Raw genomic sequence first — 21,937 nt, forward strand, 5'->3', positions numbered from 1 at the left:
CCATGAGCAAAACGCAACGTGCTTTTACTCTCAAACCGCTGGATAACGGTGTAGCCGTCCTGGAAATCAATGTCCCCAATGATGCCCAGAACACCCTGAAAGCGGAGTTTGCCGACGACTTCAACAGCGCCTTTGCTGCCATCGAGAAAGCCAAACCCAAAGCGCTGGTGCTGTACTCCACCAAAGCAGGCTCATTCATGGCCGGCGCCGATATCAAGCTGTTTGAAAGCGCAAAGACAGCGAAAGAAGTGAGCGATCTGTCCACCCAGTGCCAGCAGACTTTCCAGAAACTAGAAGACCTGGATATCCCGGTGGTGGCCGCTATCAAGGGCGCCTGCCTGGGCGGCGGCATGGAACTGGCACTGGCCTGCTCCTACCGCATCGCTGCCAGCAGCAGCGACACCGTACTGGGTCTGCCGGAAGTGATGCTCGGCCTGCTGCCTGCCGGCGGCGGCACCCAGCGCATGCCTCGCCAGGTAGGTATCGCCACCGCTCTGGACCTGATGCTCACCGGCCGTCAGCTGAAAGCCAAACCGGCGAAGAAAATCGGCCTGGTGGACGAAGTGGTGGAAGCCGTGGCGGTCTACGACCGTGCCGTGGCCCGTGCGCTGGAACTGGCCGACACCAAGGACGAAAGCGGCCTCGATCTGGCGAGCTATTTCAGTAAGGACGGACTCACCAAGGCAGCGCTGGAACAGAACAGCCTGGGCCGCAAGGTGGTTTTCGAGCAGGCCCGCAAGCAGACCGCCAAGAAAACCCACGGTCTGTACCCGGCACCGCCGGCCATCATTGATGCGGTGGAAGCCGGCTTCGAGGAAGGCATCGAACAGGGTTACGCCACCGAGGCCCGCCTGTTCGGTGAGCTGGCCATGTCGCCGCAATCGAAACAGTTGCGCGGGATTTTCCACGCCACCAACACCCTGAAAAAAGAAACCTTTGTGGCCGACGGCGTGAAAGCCCGCGATATCGAAAAAGTCGGCGTCCTCGGTGCCGGCCTGATGGGGGCCGGCATTGCGCTGACCACCATCAACAAGGCCAGGTTGCCGGTGCGACTCAAGGACCGGGACGATAATGGTCTGGCCCATGGCGTGAAGTACGTCAGCGAGTTCTACAACAAGCGCACCAAGAAAGGCGCCATGAGCGCCGCCGATGCCAGTGCCGAACAGGGCCGCATTTCCTACACCGCCGATTACAGCGGTTTCAAGGGGCTGGATCTGGTGGTGGAAGCGGTGTTCGAGGACCTGGGGCTCAAGCACAAGATGCTCAAGGACGTGGAAGCCAACGGCAACAAGCACACCGTCTTTGCCTCCAACACCTCGTCCATCCCCATTACCGACATCGCCAGCGCCGCCGAACGCCCGGAAAACGTGATCGGCCTGCATTACTTTTCCCCGGTGGAAAAAATGCCGCTGCTGGAAATCATCACCACGGACAAAACCGCCCCTGAGGTGACTGCCGGTTGCGTAGCCTTCGGCAAGGCCCAGGGCAAGACCGTGATCGTGGTGAAGGATGGCCCGGGCTTCTATACCACCCGCATCCTTGCGCCCTACCTGAACGAAGCGACCCGCCTGCTCACCGAAGGGGTGGATGTGAAAGCCGTGGACAAGGCGCTGGTGCGCTTTGGCTTCCCGGTGGGCCCCATCACCCTGCTCGACGAAGTGGGTGTGGATGTGGGTACCAAGGTGGGGCCGGTACTGGAAAAGGCTTTTGGTGAACGCATGGCGTCACCGGATGCCGCCGGCCTGATGATCGAAAACGATTATCTGGGCCGCAAGAGTGGCCGCGGTTTCTATATCTATGAAGGCGTGGCCAAGAGCGAAAAGCCGGTGAACACTGCTCTCTATGAGCTGATGAATGTCACCAGCGAAAAAGATGCGGACGACGAGGAAATCGTCAGCCGTTGTGCCTGGCTGATGATCAACGAAGCCGCCTACTGTTTGCAGGACGGCATCATCAGCGACCCCATGCACGGCGATATCGGCGCCATCTTCGGTCTGGGCTTTCCGCCCTTCCGCGGCGGCCCGTTCCGTTACATGGACAGCCTGGGCCTCACCAATTCGGTGCGTACCCTGGAGCGCCTGGCCGAACAGTTTGGCGAGCGCTTCACACCGGCTCCGTTATTGATAGAGATGGCCAAAAAGAAACAACGCTTTTACCCGTAAGCGTCCGGCGCCTTTTTACTAGCGCCCGTAAACGTTCGCCCTGCCCCGCAGGGCCTAACAACCTCAAAGGAACCACAGCATGTTTCAACAAGTGATGAACTGGATGCGGGACAACAAGATTCTCCCGCAGATCTCCGACACAGAACGGCAAGCGCTGGAAGCTGGCGATGTGTGGATTGATGGTCAATTCTTCGGCGGCAAGGTGGACTTTGAAAACATCCTCGCCGAAAACTATGACCAGCTGCCCGCCCACGAACAGGCCTTCCTGGACGGCCCGGTGGAAGAGCTGCTGAAAATGGCCGACGGCTACGAGCTGTCGCGCACCCGCAAGCTGCCGGACGATGTCTTCAAGTTCATGGCAGACAATGGCTTCTTCGCCATGCAGATCGCCAAGGAATACGGTGGCATGCCCATGTCCACCCAGGCCAAGTCCTGCATCATGGCCAAGGTGAGCTCCTATTCCGGCCTGCTCAGCGCCATGGTGGTGATCCCCAATTCCCTGGGCGCCGCCGAACTGCTTGGCCACTACGGCACCGACGAGCAGAAGAACTACTACCTGCCCAAGCTGGCCAAGGGCGAGTTCATTCCCTGCTTCGGCCTCACCGAGCCCACCGCCGGTTCTGACGCTGCCTCCCTGAAAGCGGAAGGCGTGGTATTCAAGGACGACGATGGCGAAGTGAAGTTCAAGCTCAACTTCCGCAAGCGTTACATCACTCTGGCACCAGTCGCCAACCTGATTTCCCTGGCAGTGCGCCTGCACGATCCGGAAAATCTGCTGGGCAAAGGCGAAGAGCCGGGCATCACCGTGGTACTGATCGAAAAAGGCGCCCCGGGTACCGAAGGCCTGCATATCGGCGATCACCACCAGCCGATTGGTGAACACTTCCCCAATGGCCCCATCGTCGGTCGTGATGTGATCGTAGGCGCCGACAAGGTACTGGGCGGCGTGGAATACACCGGCATGGGCTGGAAGATGCTGATGGAAGCCCTGGCCGGCGGCCGCATGGTCTCGCTGCCTGCTACCGGCATCTGCGGTGTGCGTCACGGCGCCATGATTTCCGGCGCCTACTCCATGGTGCGCCAGCAGTTCGGCATCCCCATTGGTCGCATGGAAGGTGTTGAGCACAAGATCGGCAAGGCCGCCGGCATGACCTACGCCTTTGACGCTGCCCGCGTGTTCGGCTGCTCCGCCGTGGATCACGGCATTCAGCCGCCGGTAATGTCCGCGGTAATGAAAGCCTACTCCACGGAAATGGGCCGTGAGATCGGCACCGATGCCATGGACGTGACTGCCGGCTACGGCGTTATGCAGGGCCCCAACAACACCATGGGTCGCCTGTACAACTCCGCGCCGGTGAGTGTCACCGTGGAAGGCGCCAACATCATGACCCGCACCCTGATGATCTTTGGTCAAGGTGCTACCCGCTGCCACCCCTACGCCTACAAGGTGGTACAAGCGGTGGAAAACGAGGATGTGGCCAGCTTCCGCAAAAACCTCACCGGCTGGATGCTGCAGTTCCTGCTCGGCATGGTGATGACCCTGGTACGCGGCGTTACCCGTGGCTGGTTCACCGTGAAGGTGCCGGATGTGGAGCCGAAGACCAAGAGCATCTACCGTCGTCTGGGCTGGGCAGCCACCCGCTTTGGCTTGCTAACCAACCTGGCCATGTTCTTCGTGGGCGGCAAACTGAAAGCCCGCGGTAATCTGACCGGTCGCTATGCGGATGCGGTTGCCTGGTTGTACATCACCACCTCTGCCCTGCGTCGTTTTGAAGCCGAAGGCCGCAAAGCAGAAGACCTGGCGCTGGTGCAATATTCTGGCGAATACGGCCTGACCCAGATCCAGAAAGCCTTCGAAGGCATCTATGAAAACTTCGGCGGCCCGGTGGGTGTGATCCTGAAAACCGTGGGCCGTATCTGGCTGGGCCTGAACCCGCTGGCCAAACTGCCCGATGACCAGCTGACTCACAAAGCCGCGCTGACCCTGCAAAGCTACGGCGAGCAGTACAAGCGTCTGGTGGGCGGCAACTACATGCCGGAAGAAAGCGACCAGGGTCTGGGGCGTCTGCTCAAGGCCTTCCGCCTGACCACCGAAGCCGAGCCGGTTCGCGCCAAGATCCGCGCCGCCCAGAAAGCCCGCAAACTGGGCCGAGGCAAGGTGGATGAAATCGCCGCCGAAGCGGCCCAGCAAGGTGTGATCAGCGATGCGGAACTGGCACTTCTGAATGAGGCTACCGCAGCCTGCATGCTGGCCATCGAGGTGGACGTGTTCACCAAGGACGAGTACTACGGCGCCGGTGGCATTCCTGCCATGAGCGCCACCGGTGACGGTGGTGTGGAACAGCCCCCGGAGTATGAGCTGGCCAAGGCGGTCGGCGAATAACTCCCCTGACACCGAACGCCCTTCCGGGCGTTCGGTTTTCTTTCTTTCAGTTTCCATTCCTTTGTTCTGCCATATCGCAGTGCAAAGGAATTGATACTCTGCCTCTGCGACAGGATCCCCCATGAACCCATTGCTCGACGGCCTGAAGGTCCTTGACCTTTCCCGTCTGTTACCCGGCCCTTTCTGCTCCCTCTCTCTGGCCCAACTGGGCGCCGACGTGATCAAGATTGAGGAACCGGATGGCGGCGATTATGCCCGCGAACTATCCCCAGAGCTGTTCGATATCGTTAACCGGGGCAAGCAGTCCCTGACCCTGGACTTGCGCCAGGCAGAAGACGTGGCTCGCTTCAAACAATTGGTGGAAACCGCCGATGTGGTGCTGGAATCGTTTCGCCCCGGGGTCATGGACAAGCTGGGCTGTGGCTACGACACCCTCAAGGCCATTAACCCCAGACTGGTGTATGCCTCCCTCACAGGTTATGGACAGACCGGCCCTTATGCGGATCGCCCGGGCCATGATTTGAACTACCTGGGCTATGCCGGGGTGCTGGATCAGACCGGGCTGGCCGGCAAGCGCCCGGCCATGTCCAACGTGCAGATCGCTGACCTGGCTGGCGGCGCCCAGAATTGCACCATTGGTATTCTCGCCGCCGTCATGGGGGCACGGCAGAGTGGCGAAGGGTGCTGGGTGGACGTGGCCATGCTGGATGGCGCCCTGGCCCTGCAGAGCATGGCGCTGGCCACCCATCACCAGCATGGTAGCAGCCAGCCCCGCGGCAAGGACATGCTCACCGGCGCCCTGGCCAACTACAACGTGTACCGCTGTCGCGATGGCAAGTACCTGGCGGTGGGCTCCCTGGAACCGAAGTTCTTCATGGCATTCCTGAAGGAAATTACGCCAGCCTTTCTGTGGAAGAAGAAAAAGAAAAAAACTGGCAACGCTTCCAGCTCAACCGCCGACAAACCCAAGCCCGCCGGTAGCGGCAACGATGCATTGACCCGCCTGGCCGCAGACCCGAAAAAACTGCGACGCCTGATGATACCGGTGCGCTGGGCCATCCAATTGATCCTGCTGACCCGCACCCGCGATCAATGGGACGCCCGGCTGGCCCACAAGGATACCTGCGTCTCCGGGATCCTCACCCTGGAAGAAGCCCTGGCCAATGAACAGGTGCAAGCAAGAGGCCTGGTAACCGACAGCCAGAAAGGACCGGTGCTGCGCTCCCCCATCCGCTTTGTGGGCGCACAGACCCGCGACGGTGAGAGCCCATCACTGGGCGAGCACAACCCGTTATTTACGGACCAGGATAAGCGTCGGGCCTGACGCCCGTGCTTTCTGACCCGATCATCCCTGCTACTGGACGGGCTCAAACAGTAAGGTAGTGGGCAAAAGAATAATCAATACGGAACGTCCCATGAGCATTCAGGCAAAAATCATCAAGGCGGTGACCCGCCGCACGATCAAACGTCACGGCCTCAACGAGCAGCAACTGGTTCGTCACCTGCGCAAGGTGTTCAATGACACCCCGGTTCTCACCCTGCTGCCACGAAAAGTCACACTCAACCAGATCCATGAATCACAGTTCCAAGGGGATCACCTGAGTGTTTCCAACCCATCCACCACGGTGCTGTATCTGCATGGCGGCGCCTATATTGGCGGGGTCACAAAGACCTATCACAACCTTGCCGGACGACTGGCAAAGCAGCTACATGGTGAAGTCTATCTGCCTGTTTATCCGTTCGCGCCCGAGCACCCTTTTCCGGCAGCCGTTAACCGGGTGATGGAAGCCTACGAATACTTATTGGCCAAAGGCAAGAATCCCAGTGATATCGTGATTGCTGGCGACTCCGCCGGCGGCGGCCTGAGCCTGGCCACCCTGCTGCATATTCGCGACAAGGGCCTGCCCCAGCCACGCTGTGCGGTACTGTTTTCCCCCGGCAGCAATGCCTTCCCGGACGACAAGGTATTGGACGCCCTGGACCCCAGCGATGCCATGCTGTCGGCGGACATCATCCGTACCGTGATTGACGTCTACCTGCCGAACAAAGAGGACCGCAAACACCCCTACGCCTCGCCCTGTCTGGGAGACTACAACGGCATCTGCCCAATGCTGATTACCGCCAGCACCGACGAAGTGCTGTATGCGGATGGCAAACAGGTTCGCAAGGCTGCGGAAAGTGCCGGTGTGCGGGTGAAATGGATCGAGCGCCCCGGCCTGTTCCATGTCTGGCCGATCATGGTGCCCTTCCTGCCGGAGGCAAATCGGGATCTCAAACGTGTGGTCGAGTTTATCCGCACCGCCTGACTGTTTTGGTCATTGCTGCCAGCGCAGCAGCGGCGTTAACTGAATTATTTCCAGTGATAGTGAGACGGTAATGACAGAACTGCCCCGCATCCATCCTGACGACTATTGTGACGAGGATCTGCCCCGGCTTGCCCAGCCCTGGTGGCAGACTCTGCCGGGTAACTTTCATGCGCTGCCGGATCATTTTCTCGCGGATAATGATACCCGCTGGCGAATCGACTACACCGCCAGCATCGACACCCTGGCGCGTACCGGCCTGGCCAGCATGGCCGGCGCTGCGGCCCTGCCCGCCACACTGAATATCTCGCGGCAGAGGGAAGAACGGGCACTGGTGGATTTTTATCGCCCCTTTCTTCAGGAAGAGGATCCCAATACGTTCTTCTCCCGGCCTACACAGACGGCAAATATTGAACGTATTCCGGTGGCCCCCTATCACTTTCAACCGGAGGATGGCGACGCCCATACCCTGCGTTTTCGTTCGCCCTTCGAGCCCAAGAACCCGGCGCTGCGTGACCGTTACCTGGGCCATCGCCGCAACCGCACCGCCTGGGCCCAGCACTGGCGTCACCACGGCGAACCGCGCCCGACGCTGATCATGATCCACGGTTTTGTCGCCGACCCTTACTGGCTCAACACGCGCTGGCTGGCCTTGCCCTGGTTCTACAAGCAGGGGTTTGATGTGCTGCTTTATACCCTGCCCTTCCACGGACGGCGCAAAGGCCGCTTCGCGCCCTTCAGTGGTGCGGAATTTTTCAGCCAGGGTATGGCGCTGCTTAACGAAACCTTTGCTCACGCCATCCATGACCTGCGTCTGTTCATGGACTATTTACGCGAACAGGGCACCCCGGCCATGGGCGCCACCGGCATTTCCCTGGGCGGTTACACCACCGGGTTACTGGCTGCGCTGGAAGATGATCTGGCCTTCGCCATTCCCAATGTGCCGCTGGTCAGCATCATGGACCTGATGCAGAGCTGGTTCCCGATCAATCTGCAGGTGAGCCTGCTGAAAAAGGTCTACGGCACCGACCTGCAGGGCCTGCGGGAAATCACCGCACTGCATTCACCACTGACCTGGCCGTGCAAGGTACCGCAAGCCGGGCGCATGATCATCGGCGGTGCCGGCGACCGCTTCGCGCCGCCAAAACACAGCCATCTGTTGCACCAGCACTGGGGCGATTGCGATCTGCACTGGTTCCCGGGCAATCATTTGCTGCATCTGGATCAGGGGCTGTATCTGAAAGCCATGCGCGATTTCATGAAGGCAGCGCTGGGGGAGAAGTCGATGGCGGTGAGAGGCTGAATTTAGCTTCTAGCTTTGATCGTCCTGCGGACGATGCCGTGCTTCGCACGGTTCGCCATGCAAGCATAGGCTCCTACAGCGGCTTCGTAGAAATGACAAAGCTCAAGGAACTTTCCAGACCTTCCCAATCCAACCAGCGTAGCTCGTAGCGCGTAGCTATTACGCCTTGTCGGTCTTGAACAACGCCGCCGTGCCTGCACCGCAGGACACCACGGTTTTCATCATGCTCTCCACGCCGATTTCCGGGTGTAGCTCCACCAGGCTCTGATCCACGTGATAGATAAACCCGCTGGTGGGATTGGGGCCAGTGGGCACGAAGACGGTGACATGGCCGTCCGCATGGCGTGAGGTAACCAGTGCAGTGACCGACACATCCGTGTCTCTGCCATACAGCCACACCCGCGCAACCTCGCCACGGCTGAACGGGCTGTCGCTGTTGCTGCCCATCAGTTGGCCGATCACTTCCTTGACCGTCTTGTAGCCCGGCAGTCGGGTCATGACGTTCTCTTCCCACTGATGCCACAGCCAACTGCCCACCCTTGTGGCCACCAGGGTACCCACCAGAAAGCACAGCACCAGAACCGCCAGCACCGACAACCAGTCGGCCACGAATTTGGGCAGGTCAAAGGCGCGGATAAATACCGTGGTAAACGGCGCGATCATTTCCGTCACCGTCTGGTAAATCCAGCGGAAGAAAAACACGATGATGGAAATGGGCAACAGAATGGTCAGGCCACCCAGCAGGGACTTGCGGATAAAGAACCAGATACGGCGGTTGGCGCTCATGGGCTATAAGCCTTCGATTATCGTGTTATTAGCAGTGATGGAGAGACAACGCCGTTCGGCAAGGGTTCGCTTGCCGCCATCGCTTCTTTCCCTGGAGCTGGCTCGTTCAACGCCTCTCGCCTTGCTCATACCAGATACGGCTGATGAACAGGCAACGCTCGCCGGCTGGCGTTTCTACCACCACCTCGTCATCCACCTGTTTCTTCAGCAAGGCCCGTGCCAGTGGCGCATCGATGCTGATGTAGTGCCTCTTGGCGTCGGTTTCGTCCGGCCCCACCAGACGGTAGGTTTCGGTGTCACCGTCCTCATTCTCCAGCTCCACCCAGGCACCAAAGAACACCTTACTCTGGTCTTCCGGCACCCGATCCACGACAGTCATGTCATCCAGACGCTTGCTCAGAAAACGTACCCGCCCGTCGATCTCACGCAACTGTTTCTTGCCGTATATGTATTCGGCATTCTCGGACCGGTCCCCCTGGGCGGCGGCTTCCTGCACCGCCTGGGTCACCGCCGGGCGTTTTTCCTTCCACAGGTATTGCAGCTCATCGTTGAGTTTCTTGTAGCCTTCGGCGGTGATGTACTTGGAAGCAGGAATGCCTTTTGGTCGCCAGCGGCCCATGATGATTACACCTCGAAGATACGATCGATCTCGCGCAGTCCCTTGAACTCCAGCGTGTTACCGGTGGGGTCCTGCACGAAAAACGTGCCCTGCTCGGCGGGCTGCCCCACAAAACGTTCACGGGGCTTGAGCAGAAACGGCCAGTCATTGTCGTAAATGCGTTCCACCAGGGTTTCCCAGCGGGCGAAATCCAGCACCACACCAAAGTGCGGCATGGGCACCGGATGACCATCCACCTCACTGTAGCCCTGGATCGGTGTCAGATCCTCACCTTTGTGCAGGGAAAGCTGATGACCATGCAGATCAATATCCACCCAGTTAGGGGCATCCCGCCCCCGGCGGCCACCCAACACCCGGCAGTAAAAGTCTGCCGCTTCTTCCAGGTCATTCACCATAAAGGCCAAATGAAAGGCCGGCTGTTTTTCCATCGTCTACCGCTCTTGCTAAACTCTCGTCATTGCGCCCGATACACGCCTGCATCGGGCGCCCCATGTTACTAGAGGACTCCGCCCCATGTCTGTCACCCGCGCCCCCTGGCCCGCCACCCGTCTGCGCCGCATGCGCCGCGACGATTTCTCCCGCCGGTTGATGCGCGAAAACACCCTCACCGTGGACGATCTGATTTACCCGGTGTTTGTGCTTGAAGGGAATAACCAGACCGAAACCGTCGCCTCCATGCCCGGCGTGGAACGCATGAGCGTGGACCTGCTGGTCAAGGAAGCCGAGGAACTGGCCAGGCTGGGCGTCCCTGCCATGGCCCTTTTCCCGGTGACACCCGCCGAGGTGAAAACCCTGGACGGCAAAGAAGCCTGGAACCCGGACGGCCTGGCCCAGCGGGCGGTACGCGCCATCAAGGCAGCGGTGCCGGAAATGGGTGTGATCACCGATGGCGCCCTGGACCCGTTCACCACCCACGGCCAGGACGGCATCATCGACGACAATGGCTACGTGCTCAACGATGACACCGTGGACGCGCTGGTCAAACAGGCCCTGTCCCAGGCGGACGCCGGCGCCGACGTGATCGCCCCCTCGGACATGATGGACGGCCGCATCGGCGCCATCCGCGAGGCACTGGAAGCCAATGGCCATATCCACACCCGCATCATGGCCTACTCCGCCAAGTACGCCAGCGCCTATTACGGGCCGTTCCGCGACGCGGTGGGCTCCGCCGGCAACCTGGGCAAGGCGGACAAGACCACCTACCAGATGGACCCGGCCAACAGCGACGAGGCCCTGCACGAAATCGCCCTGGACCTGGCCGAAGGCGCCGACATGGTAATGGTAAAACCCGGCATGCCGTACCTGGATGTGGTGCGCCGGGTGAAAGACGAGTTCAAGGTGCCGGTGTACGCCTACCAGGTGAGTGGCGAATACGCCATGCACATGGCCGCCTTCCAGAACGGCTGGCTGGACCAGGACAAGGTGATGATGGAATCCCTGCTCGCCTTCAAGCGTGCCGGCGCCGACGGCATCCTTACCTACTTTGCCAAGGCGGCAGCGCAGAAACTGAAAGGTCTGAACTGAGCTTTTTTGCTCACAAACTGACCAGCCGGGCAGGCACACCAGCCAGCCCGGCCAATGCCTTTCTCCCGCCCTGGCATACACTCTGCCCTGTTTTCTGCTGATTCTTATCTGAGTGTTGGGTCCCTGACCCTAGGAGTTGTTATGCGTACTCTGATCCTGATCGCCACCCTGAGCCTGTCGAGCCTGGCGGCTGCGCAAGGCCGCGCCCCTACCGACCAGGAGATGCAGGAACTGGACATCATCCAGCAATCCTGGATCTTCCAGGGCTGAAAATGCATAAAGCCGCCTGCGGGCGGCTTTATTATTTCATCTCCACTTCCCGCCTCCCCGACCCTCGCGCTATCCTGCTTAACAGGCTGCTGAACAGCCTGTTAACACAAAACCATTTTGCACCTGTCATTACCGTGTCACATTAATGTCATGCAATAGGGGTCTTCCAAACGGCCCGGTCAGGACGACGCCAATGAATGACATTGCCAGCGAACACAGCGCCATCGACCTCAATAACCCGGACTACTATTTCAACCGGGAGCTGAGCCTGTTGCAGTTCAACCTGCGAGTGCTGGAACAGGCCATGGACGACAGCCACCCCTTGATGGAAAGGCTGAATTTTCTGCTGATTTTTTCCAGCAACATGGATGAATTTTTCGAGATCCGTGTGGCCGGCCTGAAAAACAAGCTGGAAACCCACACCGGCCAGCCGGGCCCCGACGGCATGCTGGCCGAGGAAATCCTGAAGGAAATCAGCCGCACGACCCACGAGGCGGTGGACCGTCAGTATCACATTCTCAACAACATTCTTCTGCCGGCCCTGCGCGAGGAAGGCGTGGACTTTCTGCGTCGCGAAGACTGGACCGAAGCACAGATTGAATGGGTGAAAAAATATTTTCGCGAACAGATCTATCCGGTGCTTACCCCCATTGCCCTGGACCCGTCACACCCCTTCCCGCGGCTTGTGAACAAGAGCCTGAACTTTATCGTATCGCTGGACGGCAAAGATGCCTTTGGCCGTTCCACCGGTCTGGCCATTGTGCCCGCACCCCGCTCTCTGCCCCGGCTGATCCGTATTCCTGACGAGATCAGCGAAAGCGGCGACGACAACTTCGTGTTCCTGTCATCCATGATCCATGCCCATGTATCGGACCTGTTCCCGGGTATGAAAGCCACCGGCTGCTACCAGTTCCGGGTCACCCGTAACGCGGACATGGAAGTGGATGAGGATGTGGAAGACCTGGCCAGCGCACTGAAAGGCCAGCTGCTGTCACGGCGTTATGGTGACGAGGTGCGCCTGGAAGTGGCGGACAACTGCCCGCGTCACCTGACCGATTATTTGCTGGAGCAGTTCGAACTCACCGAGATCGATCTGTACGAAGTGAATGGCCCGGTGAACCTGGCGCGCATGTTCACCAGCGTGAACCGCCCGCGCCTGCACTACCCGCCTTACACCCCGAAGCTGGCGCCGGCAGTAAAAAAAGCCGAAACCATTTTCGACGCCATGGATCAGGGCGACATTCTGCTGCATCACCCCTATGAATCCTTCCAACCGGTGGTCAGCCTGCTGGCGGAAGCGGCCCGCGACCCCAAGGTGCTGGCTATCAAGCAGACCCTGTACCGCACCGGCACCAAGTCGGAAATTCTCGATCATCTGGAAACCGCCGCCCGCAATGGCAAGGAAGTCACCGCCATCGTGGAACTGCGTGCGCGCTTCGACGAGGAATCCAATATCGAAGGGGCCCGGCGCCTGCAGGAAGCCGGCGCCATCGTGGTGTACGGGGTGGTGGGCTACAAGACCCACGCCAAGATGCTGCTGGTGGTTCGCCGCGAAGGCGATGGTATCAAGCGCTACGTGCATCTGGGCACCGGCAACTACCACACCAAGACCACCAAGCTGTACACCGACTACGGCCTGATGACGTGCGAGAAAGGCATCTGCCAGGACGTGCACAAGATTTTTCAGGAGCTCACCGGCATGGGCAAGGCGGCGCGGCTAAAACAGCTGAAACATTCGCCCTTTACCCTGCACCCGTCGCTGATTGAATGGATCGACTTTGAAACGCAGCAAGCCACCGCCGGCAAGCCGGCGCGAATCATTGCCAAATTCAATTCACTCACCGAAGAGAAGATCATCCAGGCCTTGTACCGGGCCAGTCAGGCGGGCGTGGAGATTGATCTGATCGTACGCGGGATCTGCTGCCTGAAACCCGGGGTACCGGGGCTATCCGACAATATCCGGGTCCGCTCGGTGATCGGCCGCTTCCTGGAACATACCCGCATTTACCACTTCCATCATGGCGGCGAGGACCTGGTGTACTGCTCCAGCGCCGACTGGATGGACCGCAACCTGTTCAACCGGGTGGAAACCTGCTTCCCGGTCAACGACCCGGTGCTCAAGGCGCAAGTGATTGAACAGGGCCTGCATTACTACCTGCGCGACAACAGACGCGCCTGGGTACTACAGCCGGATGGCATCTACCTACGTGCCCAGCCCCAGGACGGGGAGGCACCTTTTATCGCCCAGCAGACCTTATTGGAAACCCTGGGGGGAAGTTAGTTTTAATTGATAACTCGCGGGAAAGGGCACCAAGCCCGGAAACGCAAGAGGCCGCGCCCAATCGCCTGGGCGCGGCCTCTTTCATTTAACGACAACAGCAATCCGCACCGTTATCCATTATCCATTAGCTTCAGCTCATAGCCGCCAGCACGAAAATAATCCTGTTCCTGTTCCAGATCAGCCAGTGTCAGCGGATGCTCTTCGAGCCAGTGCGCCGGAAACTGCAGGGACAAGGTATTATCTTCGGCTTTCAGCACCATCTCGGGAATGACTTCATCGCAACGGGCATGGTGCAGGCGAGCAGACAATCGCAGCACCAGGCACAACCGCAACAGGCCCTGCTGCTCATCGTCCGGCAGCTCTGACAACGCGGACAGCGGAAGCTTGCGGCGGTGGCCACGCACCAGCACCGCCACCGCCTGCTGCTCCTGGCGGGAAAAGCCGGGCAGGTCCGAATTGGTCACCAGGTAGGCGCCGTGCTTGTGGAACTGGCTATGGGAAACGGCCAGCCCCACCTCGTGGAGCAGCGCGCCCCAGCGCAGGGTGTCAGCCAACTCCCCATCGTCCAGTTGCCAGCTTTTGGCCACCTGACCATACAGACCCGTGGCCGTGTCACAGACACGCTCCGCCTGAGTGCGCTCCACATGATGACGACTCATCAGCGACTGGATACTGCGCTCGCGCACGTCCTCGTGGGCAAAACGCCCCAGCAGGTCATACAGCAGCCCTTCGCGCAGGGCGCCACCGGACACTTCCATCTGATCAATGCTCAACTGCTCGAAGATGCCGTAGAGAATCGCCAACCCGGAGGGAAAGATGGCCCGACGATCCTCGCGCAGCCCCTTCAGGTCCAGCTGCTCTACCTTGCCAGCCTTGATCACTTTCTTGCGGGCCTTCTTCAGGCCCTCCATGGTGATGCCGGTTTCTGACCAGCCGTTGTCAACGCACACCTGGCTGATGGCCTTGATGGTGCCGGACGCACCCACCGCCTGCAGCCAGCCCAGGCGTCGATAGTTGGCATGGATGGACAGCACCTCCTGGCGGGCAGCGGTCACCGCCCGGTCAAAGGCCTTTTCGGTAATACTGCCGTCGGCAAAGAAGCGCTGGGCAAAACTGACGCAACCCATGTGCAGGGATTCCGTCTCGGTGGATTCGAAACGCTCGCCGATGATCAGCTCCGTGGAGCCGCCACCGATATCCACCACCAGCCGCTGGCCGGCATCATCAGCCAGACTGTGCGCCACCCCCAGGTAAATCAGACGGGCCTCTTCACGCCCGGCCACGATCTCGATGTCGTGGCCCAGCACCGCTTCCGCCCGGTCGATGAATTCCCGGGCATTGCGGGCCTGGCGCAGGGTGTTGGTCCCCACCACCCGCACGCTGCCGCGGGGAATACCGGCAATGCGCTGGGCAAACCGGCCCAGGCAATCCAGCGCCCGTTCCTGGGTCTCGCCGTCCAGCCGGTTATCCCGGTCCAGCCCGGCTCCCAGCTGCACCTTCTCGGACAGACCATCCAGAATCTGAACCTCACCGTGGACCTGCCGGGCCACTACCATGTGAAAGCTGTTCGACCCCAGGTCAATGGCCGCCAGATGCTCGCCATGTTCCATATGCACTCCTTTCCTGAACGGCCATTGCCCTTTCCGCACCAACTTACGGGTAGACAAAGCATTGAAAAACGCCCCGAATTCTAACCGAATATCATGGCGTTACGGTGTCATAGGCAAACTCTACCGCGATAATTCACTCACTCGCTTGAAATTCGGCACCCACGACCTGATATTATCCACCATCGCAACAGCCCGCCCGTCGGGCCAGCTAACCCCCTATCTCAGGAGAATTCAATGAGCGGCGAGATTATCAATGTGACCGACGCGGACTTCGAAGCCCAGGTCATCAATGCGGACGGCCCGGTGCTGGTAGACTACTGGGCACCCTGGTGCGGCCCCTGCAAAATGGTCGCGCCGATCCTGGAGCAACTGGCCGGCGAGTACGGTGACAAGCTGACCATTGCCAAGATCAACATTGACGACAACCCGGAAACGCCCAAGAAATACGGCGTTCGCGGCATCCCCACCCTGACCGTGTTCAAGAACGGTAATGTGGAAGCCACCAAGGTGGGTGCCCTGTCCAAGAGCCAGCTGGCCGCATTCCTGGACAGCACTCTCTAAGACAGACAGCAACCCCCACTAGCACCCCCGCTACCCGGCGGGGGTGCTACGTTTCATTACTACCAGCAAAGACTAGACAGTCTGTTGTTCCAGTGGTAGATTCCAGAACCAGCTTACAACAAGCATCCCCTTAGCAAGTCTTTCGGAACCTCTGGTTACCTTTTCCTGATGGCCCCCTTTATAGGCTTGCCGGGCCAGATTCCGAATCAACCAGATTATCAAAACAACCGCCGCACCACCTGTGGTGCACCCTCTCAATTCATTCAAAGACATCAAACTAGACGCCAATGAATCTTTCTGAACTGAAGCAGAAGCCGATTGGAGAACTTCTGGACATTGCCAAGGAACTCGGCCTCGAGAACCTGGCAAGAACCCGCAAACAGGACGTAATCTTTTCCATCCTCAAACGCGCCGCCAAGAACGGCTCCGATATCTACGGAGACGGGGTGCTGGAGATTCTGCAGGATGGTTTCGGCTTCCTTCGTTCCGCAGAGGGCTCTTACCTGGCCGGACCGGACGATATTTACGTTTCTCCCAGCCAGATCCGCCGTTTCAACCTGCGCACCGGCGACACCATTTCCGGCAAGATCCGGCCTCCCAAGGATGGCGAACGCTATTTCGCCATGCTCAAGGTCAACGAGATCAACTTTGACCGGCCGGAAAACGCCAAGAACAAGATCCTGTTCGAAAACCTGACGCCGCTGTTCCCAACCGAACGTTTCGTCATGGAAGCAGGTAATGGCTCCACCGAAGACATCACCAGCCGGGTGATCGATCTGGTGGCGCCGATCGGCAAAGGGCAGCGCGGCCTGATCGTGGCACCGCCAAAAGCCGGCAAGACCATGCTGCTGCAAACCGTGGCCCAGTCCATTGCCCGCAACAACCCCGAATCGCACATGATTGTGCTGCTGATTGACGAGCGTCCGGAAGAAGTGACCGAGATGTCACGCACCGTACGCGGCGAAGTGGTGGCATCGACCTTCGACGAGCCCCCCGCACGTCATGTGCAGGTTGCCGAGATGGTGATCGAGAAAGCCAAGCGACTGGTAGAGCACAAGCAGGACGTAGTCATCCTGCTCGACTCCATCACTCGTCTGGCACGGGCCTATAACACCGTGCAGCCCAGCTCCGGCAAGGTGCTCACCGGTGGTGTGGACGCCCATGCCCTGGAAAAGCCCAAGCGTTTCTTCGGTGCCGCACGAAATATCGAGGAAGGCGGCAGCCTGACCATCCTGGCCACTGCCCTGGTAGACACCGGCTCCAAAATGGATGAAGTGATCTACGAAGAATTCAAGGGCACCGGCAACATGGAACTGCACCTGGATCGCAAGGTAGCAGAGAAGCGCGTCTTCCCGGCCATGAACATTCGCAAGTCCGGCACCCGCCGCGAAGAGCGCTTGGTCAGCGAAGATGAACTGCAGAAGATGTGGATCCTGCGCAAGGTTCTGCATCCCATGGACGAAATCGGCGCCATGGAATTCCTCATCGACCGCATGAAGCATACCAAGACCAACCTGGAATTCTTCGAGTCCATGAAGCGCAAATAAGAGACGCTTCCCGCAACACACAAAACCCCGCTTACGCGGGGTTTTGTTTTTTTACCGGAACAAGCCCACCGCTGTCTTCCCTTCGCTGAGGCTCGGGTTCGCACCTCAAGAGGAGCTCCTACCGGGACTTCGTAGAACTCGCCTACCTCTGACTCGCCGCTCACCCCCAGCCTGCTATACTCGCGACACAATCTTTCTGGTTATCCAAACAACAAGGAACGCCATGAAATACCGCGACCTGCGTGACTTCCTGCAACAACTCGAACAGCTCGGCGAGCTCAAGCGCATCACTGCACCGGTAAACCCAAATCTGGAAATGACCGAAATCTGCGACCGAACCCTGCGCGCCGGCGGCCCCGCCCTGCTGTTTGAAAACCCGGTGGGCTTCGGCACGCCGGTGCTGGGCAACCTGTTCGGCACGGAACGGCGGGTGGCACTGGGCATGGGTCGCGAGTCCGTGGAAGAGCTGCGCGAACTGGGTGAACTGCTGGCCTTTCTCAAGGAACCGGAACCGCCCAAGGGTATGCGTGACGCCTGGGAAAAACTGCCGGTGTTCCGCAAGGTACTGAGCATGAGCCCCAAGCTGCGCGGCTCCGGGCCCTGCCAGGAAAAGGTACTGGAAGGCGATGACGTCGACCTGTACCAGTTACCGATCCAGACCTGCTGGCCCGGCGATGCCGGCCCGCTGGTGACCTGGCCGCTGGTGATCACCCGTGGCCCCAACAAGGAACGCCAGAACCTGGGCATCTACCGCCAGCAACTGATCGGCCGTAACAAGCTGATCATGCGCTGGCTCAGCCACCGCGGCGGCGCCCTGGATTTCCAGGAGTGGCAACAGCAGCATCCCGGCGAGCCCTTCCCGGTAGCGGTGGCCCTGGGCGCCGACCCGGCCACCATCCTCGGCGCGGTCACCCCGGTGCCGGACACCCTCAGCGAATACGCCTTTGCCGGCCTGCTGCGCGGCTCGAAAACCGAGCTGGTGGAATGTATCGGTAACGACTTGCAGGTACCCGCCAGCGCCGAGTTCGTACTGGAGGGTCATATCTACCCGGACGAAATGGCCGAGGAAGGCCCCTTCGGCGATCACACCGGCTATTACAACGAGGTGGAACACTTCCCGGTATTCACCGTGGAGCGCATCACCCACCGCCGCGACCCGATCTATCACAGTACCTACACCGGGCGTCCACCGGATGAGCCGGCAGTGCTGGGCGTGGCCATGAACGAAATCTTCGTGCCGATCCTGAAAAAGCAATTCCCGGAGATCGTGGATTTCTACCTGCCCCCGGAAGGCTGCTCCTACCGCATGGCGGTGGTGACCATGAAGAAGCAGTACCCGGGCCACGCCAAGCGGGTAATGATGGGGGTGTGGTCGTTCCTGCGCCAGTTCATGTACACCAAGTTCGTGATCGTCTGCGACGACGACGTGAACGCCCGCGACTGGAAGGATGTGATCTGGGCCATGACCACCCGCATGGACCCGGCCCGCGACACCCTGCTGATTGAAAACACCCCCATCGATTACCTGGACTTCGCCTCCCCGGTCTCCGGCCTGGGCTCCAAGATGGGCATGGACGCCACCAGCAAATGGCCCGGCGAAACCGACCGCGAATGGGGCCGCGCCATCAGCATGAGCCCGGCAGTGAAGCAGCGGGTGGATGAGATGTGGGAAAGCCTGGGGATCAGTGAACAGTGAACAGTGAACAGTGAACAGTGAACAGTGAACAGTGAACAGTGAAGGCTGCCCGGCCCGCATACCTTGTCAAGATTTGTTGCGCGTTTTAACCTGCGAGGCCGCGTTCAAAATCTGAGCGCGGCGACTGATCCGGCAGAACCGTCTCACGCCGCCCGCGCAACTGTTAACTATCCACTATTAACTATTCACTGCCTTTCTTGTACGATGGTGCCAAATAACAAAAGGATGCACCATGGCCTTGTTGAATTCCATTGACCGCCGCCGTTTCCTGAAGGCCCTGGCCAGTGCCGGGGCCACTGGCGCATTGGCGCCCCAGGCCCTGCTGGCCGAAACTGAAAAGGCGCCAGCCTGGCAGAACTGGTCCGGCAACCAGAGCGCCAACCCGGCCAACCTGGTCTTTGCCACCAGCGAAGCACAGCTGCGCCAGACCCTGCGCGACAGCAGCGGCACCATTCGCCCCTTCGGCGGCAGCCATTCGTTCAGTGCCGTGGTACCCAGCGATGACACCCTGGTGTCTCTGGAAGCCCTGGCCGGACTGCGAGGTCAGGACGGCGATATCTTCACCTACGGTGGTGGTACCCGACTGGCCATGGCCAGCGCCCAGGCCAATGGCATGGGCTACAGCTTCGCCAACGAACCGGATATCAACCTGCAATCCCTGGCCGGCGCCATTGCCACCAGCACCCATGGCACCGGCACCGCTCTGCAGAGCCTGTCCGGCCAGGTGGAAAGCCTGCGCCTGATCCTGGCTGACGGCGAAGCCCTGAACCTGACCCGGGACGACGGCGACGCCTTTCTGGCCGCCTGCTGCAGCGTCGGCGCCCTGGGCGTAGTCAGCGAGGTCGGTTTCCGCCACGAGCCCGCCTACCGGCTCAAGGAACGCACCTGGACCCTGCCCCTGCAGGAAGCCATGGATTTCGTGGAGCAGGAAAAAGACAACGTCCGCCACATCGAATTTTTTGCCTTCCCGCTGGGCGAGCAGGCCATCGTCAAGACCATGGAAATCACTGACGACCCCGACGACAGCAGCGAACGGGAAGACAGCAACGATCTGTTGGAGCTGGTTTGCAAACTGGCCATGCGCGCCGGCTGGCTGACCCCTAATCTGCAGAAACTGGTCACCCTGTTCGTGGAAGACAGCACCTATGTCGGCCCTGCCCACAAGGTTTTCGCCAACCGCCGCACGGTGCGTTTCAACGAAATGGAATACACGGTGCCGGCGGAAGACGGCATCGCCTGCCTGCAGGAAGTCTGCGAGACCATTCGCAAGCAGGACATCAATGTGTTCTTCCCCATCGAATTCCGCTACGTGGCCGCCGATGATCGCTTGCTGTCCATGTACCACGACCGCCCCGGCGCCAGCCTGTCTATCCATCAATACTTCGCACAGGATTATCAGCCGCTGTTTACTGCCGTAGAGCCGATCCTGCGCCGCTACGCCGGCCGCCCGCACTGGGGCAAGCTGCATACCCTGGGCCAGCGGGAACTGCGCGAGATGTATCCCGCCTTTGATCGCTTTCAGGCCGTGCGCCGGGAGTTGGACCCACAGGGACGGATGCTGAACCAACACCTGAAAACCCTGTTTGGAGAAACCGGATGAAACGCCGTGGATTTCTGGTCGGGCTGGGGGCACTGGCCGCAGGCGGCTGGCTGCTGCGCCCGGATAATCAGGGGGCGCCGCATACACCCTACTTCCAGGCCATCAATGACCACCTGCGTAACGCCGGCCCCGGCCGGCCGCTGATGCTGGTGGATCAGCAGCGCCTGGTGCGCAACTGCCACACCCTGAAGGCCATGCTGCCGTCGCGCTGCGCATTGCGCATCGTGGCCAAATCCCTGCCCAGTGTGCCGATGATACAAACGGTGATGCGCGAGACGGGCAGCGACCGGGTGATGGTATTCCACCAGCCATTCATGAATGCGCTGGCCGACGCAGAGCCCGGCGTGGACATGCTGCTGGGCAAGCCCATGCCGGTACAGGCCGCCCGACAGTTCTACAACGAACTGAGCGGTGACTTCGATGCGGACCGGCAACTGCAGTGGCTGATCGACTCCCGCCAGCGGCTGGAGCAGTACCTGCAACTGGCCAAGACCCTGAACCGGCGTCTGAACATCAATATCGAACTGGACGTGGGCCTGCACCGGGGCGGCCTCGGCGACCCGAACCAGCTCGATGCAATGATCGGCCTGATTCAGGCCCACCCGGCGCATCTGCGTTTCAGCGGTTTCATGGGCTACGACGCCCATGTGGGCAAGCTGCCCGGTTTTATCCAGAACGCCGAGGAAGGCCACCGGGAAACCGAGGCCATCTATCAGGGCTTTATCGAACGCCTCTACCGACTGGTGCCTGCCTACCGGGATGAAACCCTGTGTTTCAACGGCGGCGGCAGCCCCACCATCGGCCTCTACGACGACAGCACCGTGGTCAACGAACTGGCCGCCGGCTCCTGCCTGGTCAAGGCCAGCGACTTTGACCTGCCCCTGCTGGCGGATTTCGAACCGGCCGTGTTTATCGCTGCGCCAGTGCTCAAACAGTGGGATGGGCTGAACCTGCCAGGGCCACTGCCGCTGGGTGAGCTATGGCAACGCTGGGACCCGAATCGTCGCCAGACCTATTTCATCTACGGCGGTTACTGGAAGGCCACGCCGGTATCCCCGGCAGGCATTCGCGAGAATGGCGTCTATGGCCACAGCACCAACCAGATGATGTTCAACGGCAGCGCGGACACCGCCCTGCAGGTGGATGACCAACTGTTTCTGCGCCCCACGCAAAGCGAATTCGTGTTGCTGCAATTCGGTGATCTGGCGGTGTGGCAAGACGGTGCCATCCAGGACTGGTGGCCGCCACTGACACAGGGCAAGGGCGCCTGAAAGCACCTCCGCAAACCGCTC

Annotated in this window: 17 protein-coding genes; 13 read left to right on the plus strand and 4 right to left on the minus strand. The window is 60.1% G+C overall.

Features of this window, described 5'->3' with window-relative positions; all coding sequences use genetic code 11:
- Window positions 1–2: 2 nt before the first annotated feature.
- From fadJ to ACMG4N_RS00585, 5 genes are all read left to right on the plus strand, one after another.
- On the plus strand, window positions 3–2,162 hold the full coding sequence (gene fadJ / locus ACMG4N_RS00565) for a fatty acid oxidation complex subunit alpha FadJ (protein ID WP_414432528.1): 2,160 nt from the start codon (window positions 3–5) through the stop codon (window positions 2,160–2,162).
- Between the two features lie 79 nt (window positions 2,163–2,241).
- Window positions 2,242–4,545 carry an acyl-CoA dehydrogenase gene (locus ACMG4N_RS00570; protein ID WP_297767006.1) on the plus strand — a complete coding sequence of 768 codons (2,304 nt, stop codon included), beginning with the start codon at window positions 2,242–2,244 and terminating at the stop codon, window positions 4,543–4,545.
- Window positions 4,546–4,666: 121 nt separating this feature from the next.
- Entirely contained in the window at window positions 4,667–5,869 is a 1,203-nt protein-coding gene (locus tag ACMG4N_RS00575) for a CaiB/BaiF CoA transferase family protein (RefSeq protein WP_035248317.1), read from the plus strand.
- Window positions 5,870–5,960: 91 nt separating this feature from the next.
- Window positions 5,961–6,851, plus strand: coding sequence for an alpha/beta hydrolase (locus ACMG4N_RS00580; RefSeq protein ID WP_297767007.1), 891 nt, complete (start codon window positions 5,961–5,963; stop codon window positions 6,849–6,851).
- Between the two features lie 70 nt (window positions 6,852–6,921).
- Window positions 6,922–8,151: an alpha/beta hydrolase family protein gene (locus ACMG4N_RS00585; RefSeq protein WP_414432529.1), complete on the plus strand. Its 1,230-nt coding sequence runs from the start codon at window positions 6,922–6,924 to the stop codon at window positions 8,149–8,151.
- Window positions 8,152–8,310: 159 nt separating this feature from the next.
- On the opposite strand, the gene ACMG4N_RS00590 is transcribed toward ACMG4N_RS00585, so the two are convergent.
- The 3 genes from ACMG4N_RS00590 to ACMG4N_RS00600 all read right to left on the minus strand — a co-directional run bounded on the left by ACMG4N_RS00590 (window position 8,311) and on the right by ACMG4N_RS00600 (window position 9,984).
- The gene (locus ACMG4N_RS00590) at window positions 8,311–8,937 is read right to left on the minus strand and encodes a DUF502 domain-containing protein (RefSeq protein ID WP_297766127.1); all 627 of its coding nucleotides are present in this window, start codon (window positions 8,935–8,937) and stop codon (window positions 8,311–8,313) included.
- 106 nt (window positions 8,938–9,043) lie between these two features.
- Window positions 9,044–9,556 (minus strand): transcription elongation factor GreB, encoded by a 513-nt coding sequence (gene greB / locus ACMG4N_RS00595; protein ID WP_297766124.1) that lies wholly within the window; start codon window positions 9,554–9,556, stop codon window positions 9,044–9,046.
- A 5-nt stretch (window positions 9,557–9,561) separates the two neighbouring features.
- Window positions 9,562–9,984: a VOC family protein gene (locus ACMG4N_RS00600; protein ID WP_035248308.1), complete on the minus strand. Its 423-nt coding sequence runs from the start codon at window positions 9,982–9,984 to the stop codon at window positions 9,562–9,564.
- Window positions 9,985–10,069: 85 nt separating this feature from the next.
- Here ACMG4N_RS00600 and hemB point away from each other — a divergent pair, with 85 nt between their 5' ends.
- The 3 genes from hemB to ppk1 all read left to right on the plus strand — a co-directional run bounded on the left by hemB (window position 10,070) and on the right by ppk1 (window position 13,631).
- Entirely contained in the window at window positions 10,070–11,080 is a 1,011-nt protein-coding gene (gene hemB / locus ACMG4N_RS00605) for a porphobilinogen synthase (protein WP_297766120.1), read from the plus strand.
- 141 nt (window positions 11,081–11,221) lie between these two features.
- Entirely contained in the window at window positions 11,222–11,350 is a 129-nt protein-coding gene (locus ACMG4N_RS00610; RefSeq protein ID WP_297766117.1) for a hypothetical protein, read from the plus strand.
- 193 nt (window positions 11,351–11,543) lie between these two features.
- On the plus strand, window positions 11,544–13,631 hold the full coding sequence (gene ppk1, locus ACMG4N_RS00615; RefSeq protein ID WP_297766114.1) for a polyphosphate kinase 1: 2,088 nt from the start codon (window positions 11,544–11,546) through the stop codon (window positions 13,629–13,631).
- 110 nt (window positions 13,632–13,741) lie between these two features.
- Here ppk1 and ppx read toward each other — a convergent pair whose 3' ends face one another.
- Window positions 13,742–15,241 (minus strand): exopolyphosphatase, encoded by a 1,500-nt coding sequence (ppx, locus tag ACMG4N_RS00620; RefSeq protein WP_297766111.1) that lies wholly within the window; start codon window positions 15,239–15,241, stop codon window positions 13,742–13,744.
- A 234-nt stretch (window positions 15,242–15,475) separates the two neighbouring features.
- On the opposite strand from ppx, the gene trxA reads away from it, so the two are divergent.
- The 5 genes from trxA (at window position 15,476) to ACMG4N_RS00645 (ending at window position 21,916) form a co-directional block, all read left to right on the plus strand.
- Window positions 15,476–15,802, plus strand: a complete 327-nt coding sequence (gene trxA / locus ACMG4N_RS00625; protein ID WP_035248300.1) for a thioredoxin TrxA — start codon at window positions 15,476–15,478, stop codon at window positions 15,800–15,802.
- A gap of 287 nt (window positions 15,803–16,089) precedes the next feature.
- A complete protein-coding gene (gene rho / locus ACMG4N_RS00630) occupies window positions 16,090–17,349 on the plus strand; it encodes a transcription termination factor Rho (protein WP_035248298.1) in 1,260 nt (419 codons plus the stop codon).
- A gap of 223 nt (window positions 17,350–17,572) precedes the next feature.
- Window positions 17,573–19,045, plus strand: coding sequence for a 4-hydroxy-3-polyprenylbenzoate decarboxylase (gene ubiD, locus ACMG4N_RS00635; RefSeq protein ID WP_414432532.1), 1,473 nt, complete (start codon window positions 17,573–17,575; stop codon window positions 19,043–19,045).
- A gap of 232 nt (window positions 19,046–19,277) precedes the next feature.
- A complete protein-coding gene (locus tag ACMG4N_RS00640; protein WP_414432533.1) occupies window positions 19,278–20,645 on the plus strand; it encodes a D-arabinono-1,4-lactone oxidase in 1,368 nt (455 codons plus the stop codon).
- A complete protein-coding gene (locus ACMG4N_RS00645) occupies window positions 20,642–21,916 on the plus strand; it encodes an alanine racemase (RefSeq protein ID WP_414432534.1) in 1,275 nt (424 codons plus the stop codon). Before ACMG4N_RS00640 ends, ACMG4N_RS00645 begins: the two co-directional genes overlap by 4 nt.
- Window positions 21,917–21,937: the final 21 nt, after the last annotated feature.

This window comes from Alcanivorax sp. IL2, assembly GCF_047495475.1.
Taxonomy (GTDB): domain Bacteria; phylum Pseudomonadota; class Gammaproteobacteria; order Pseudomonadales; family Alcanivoracaceae; genus Alcanivorax.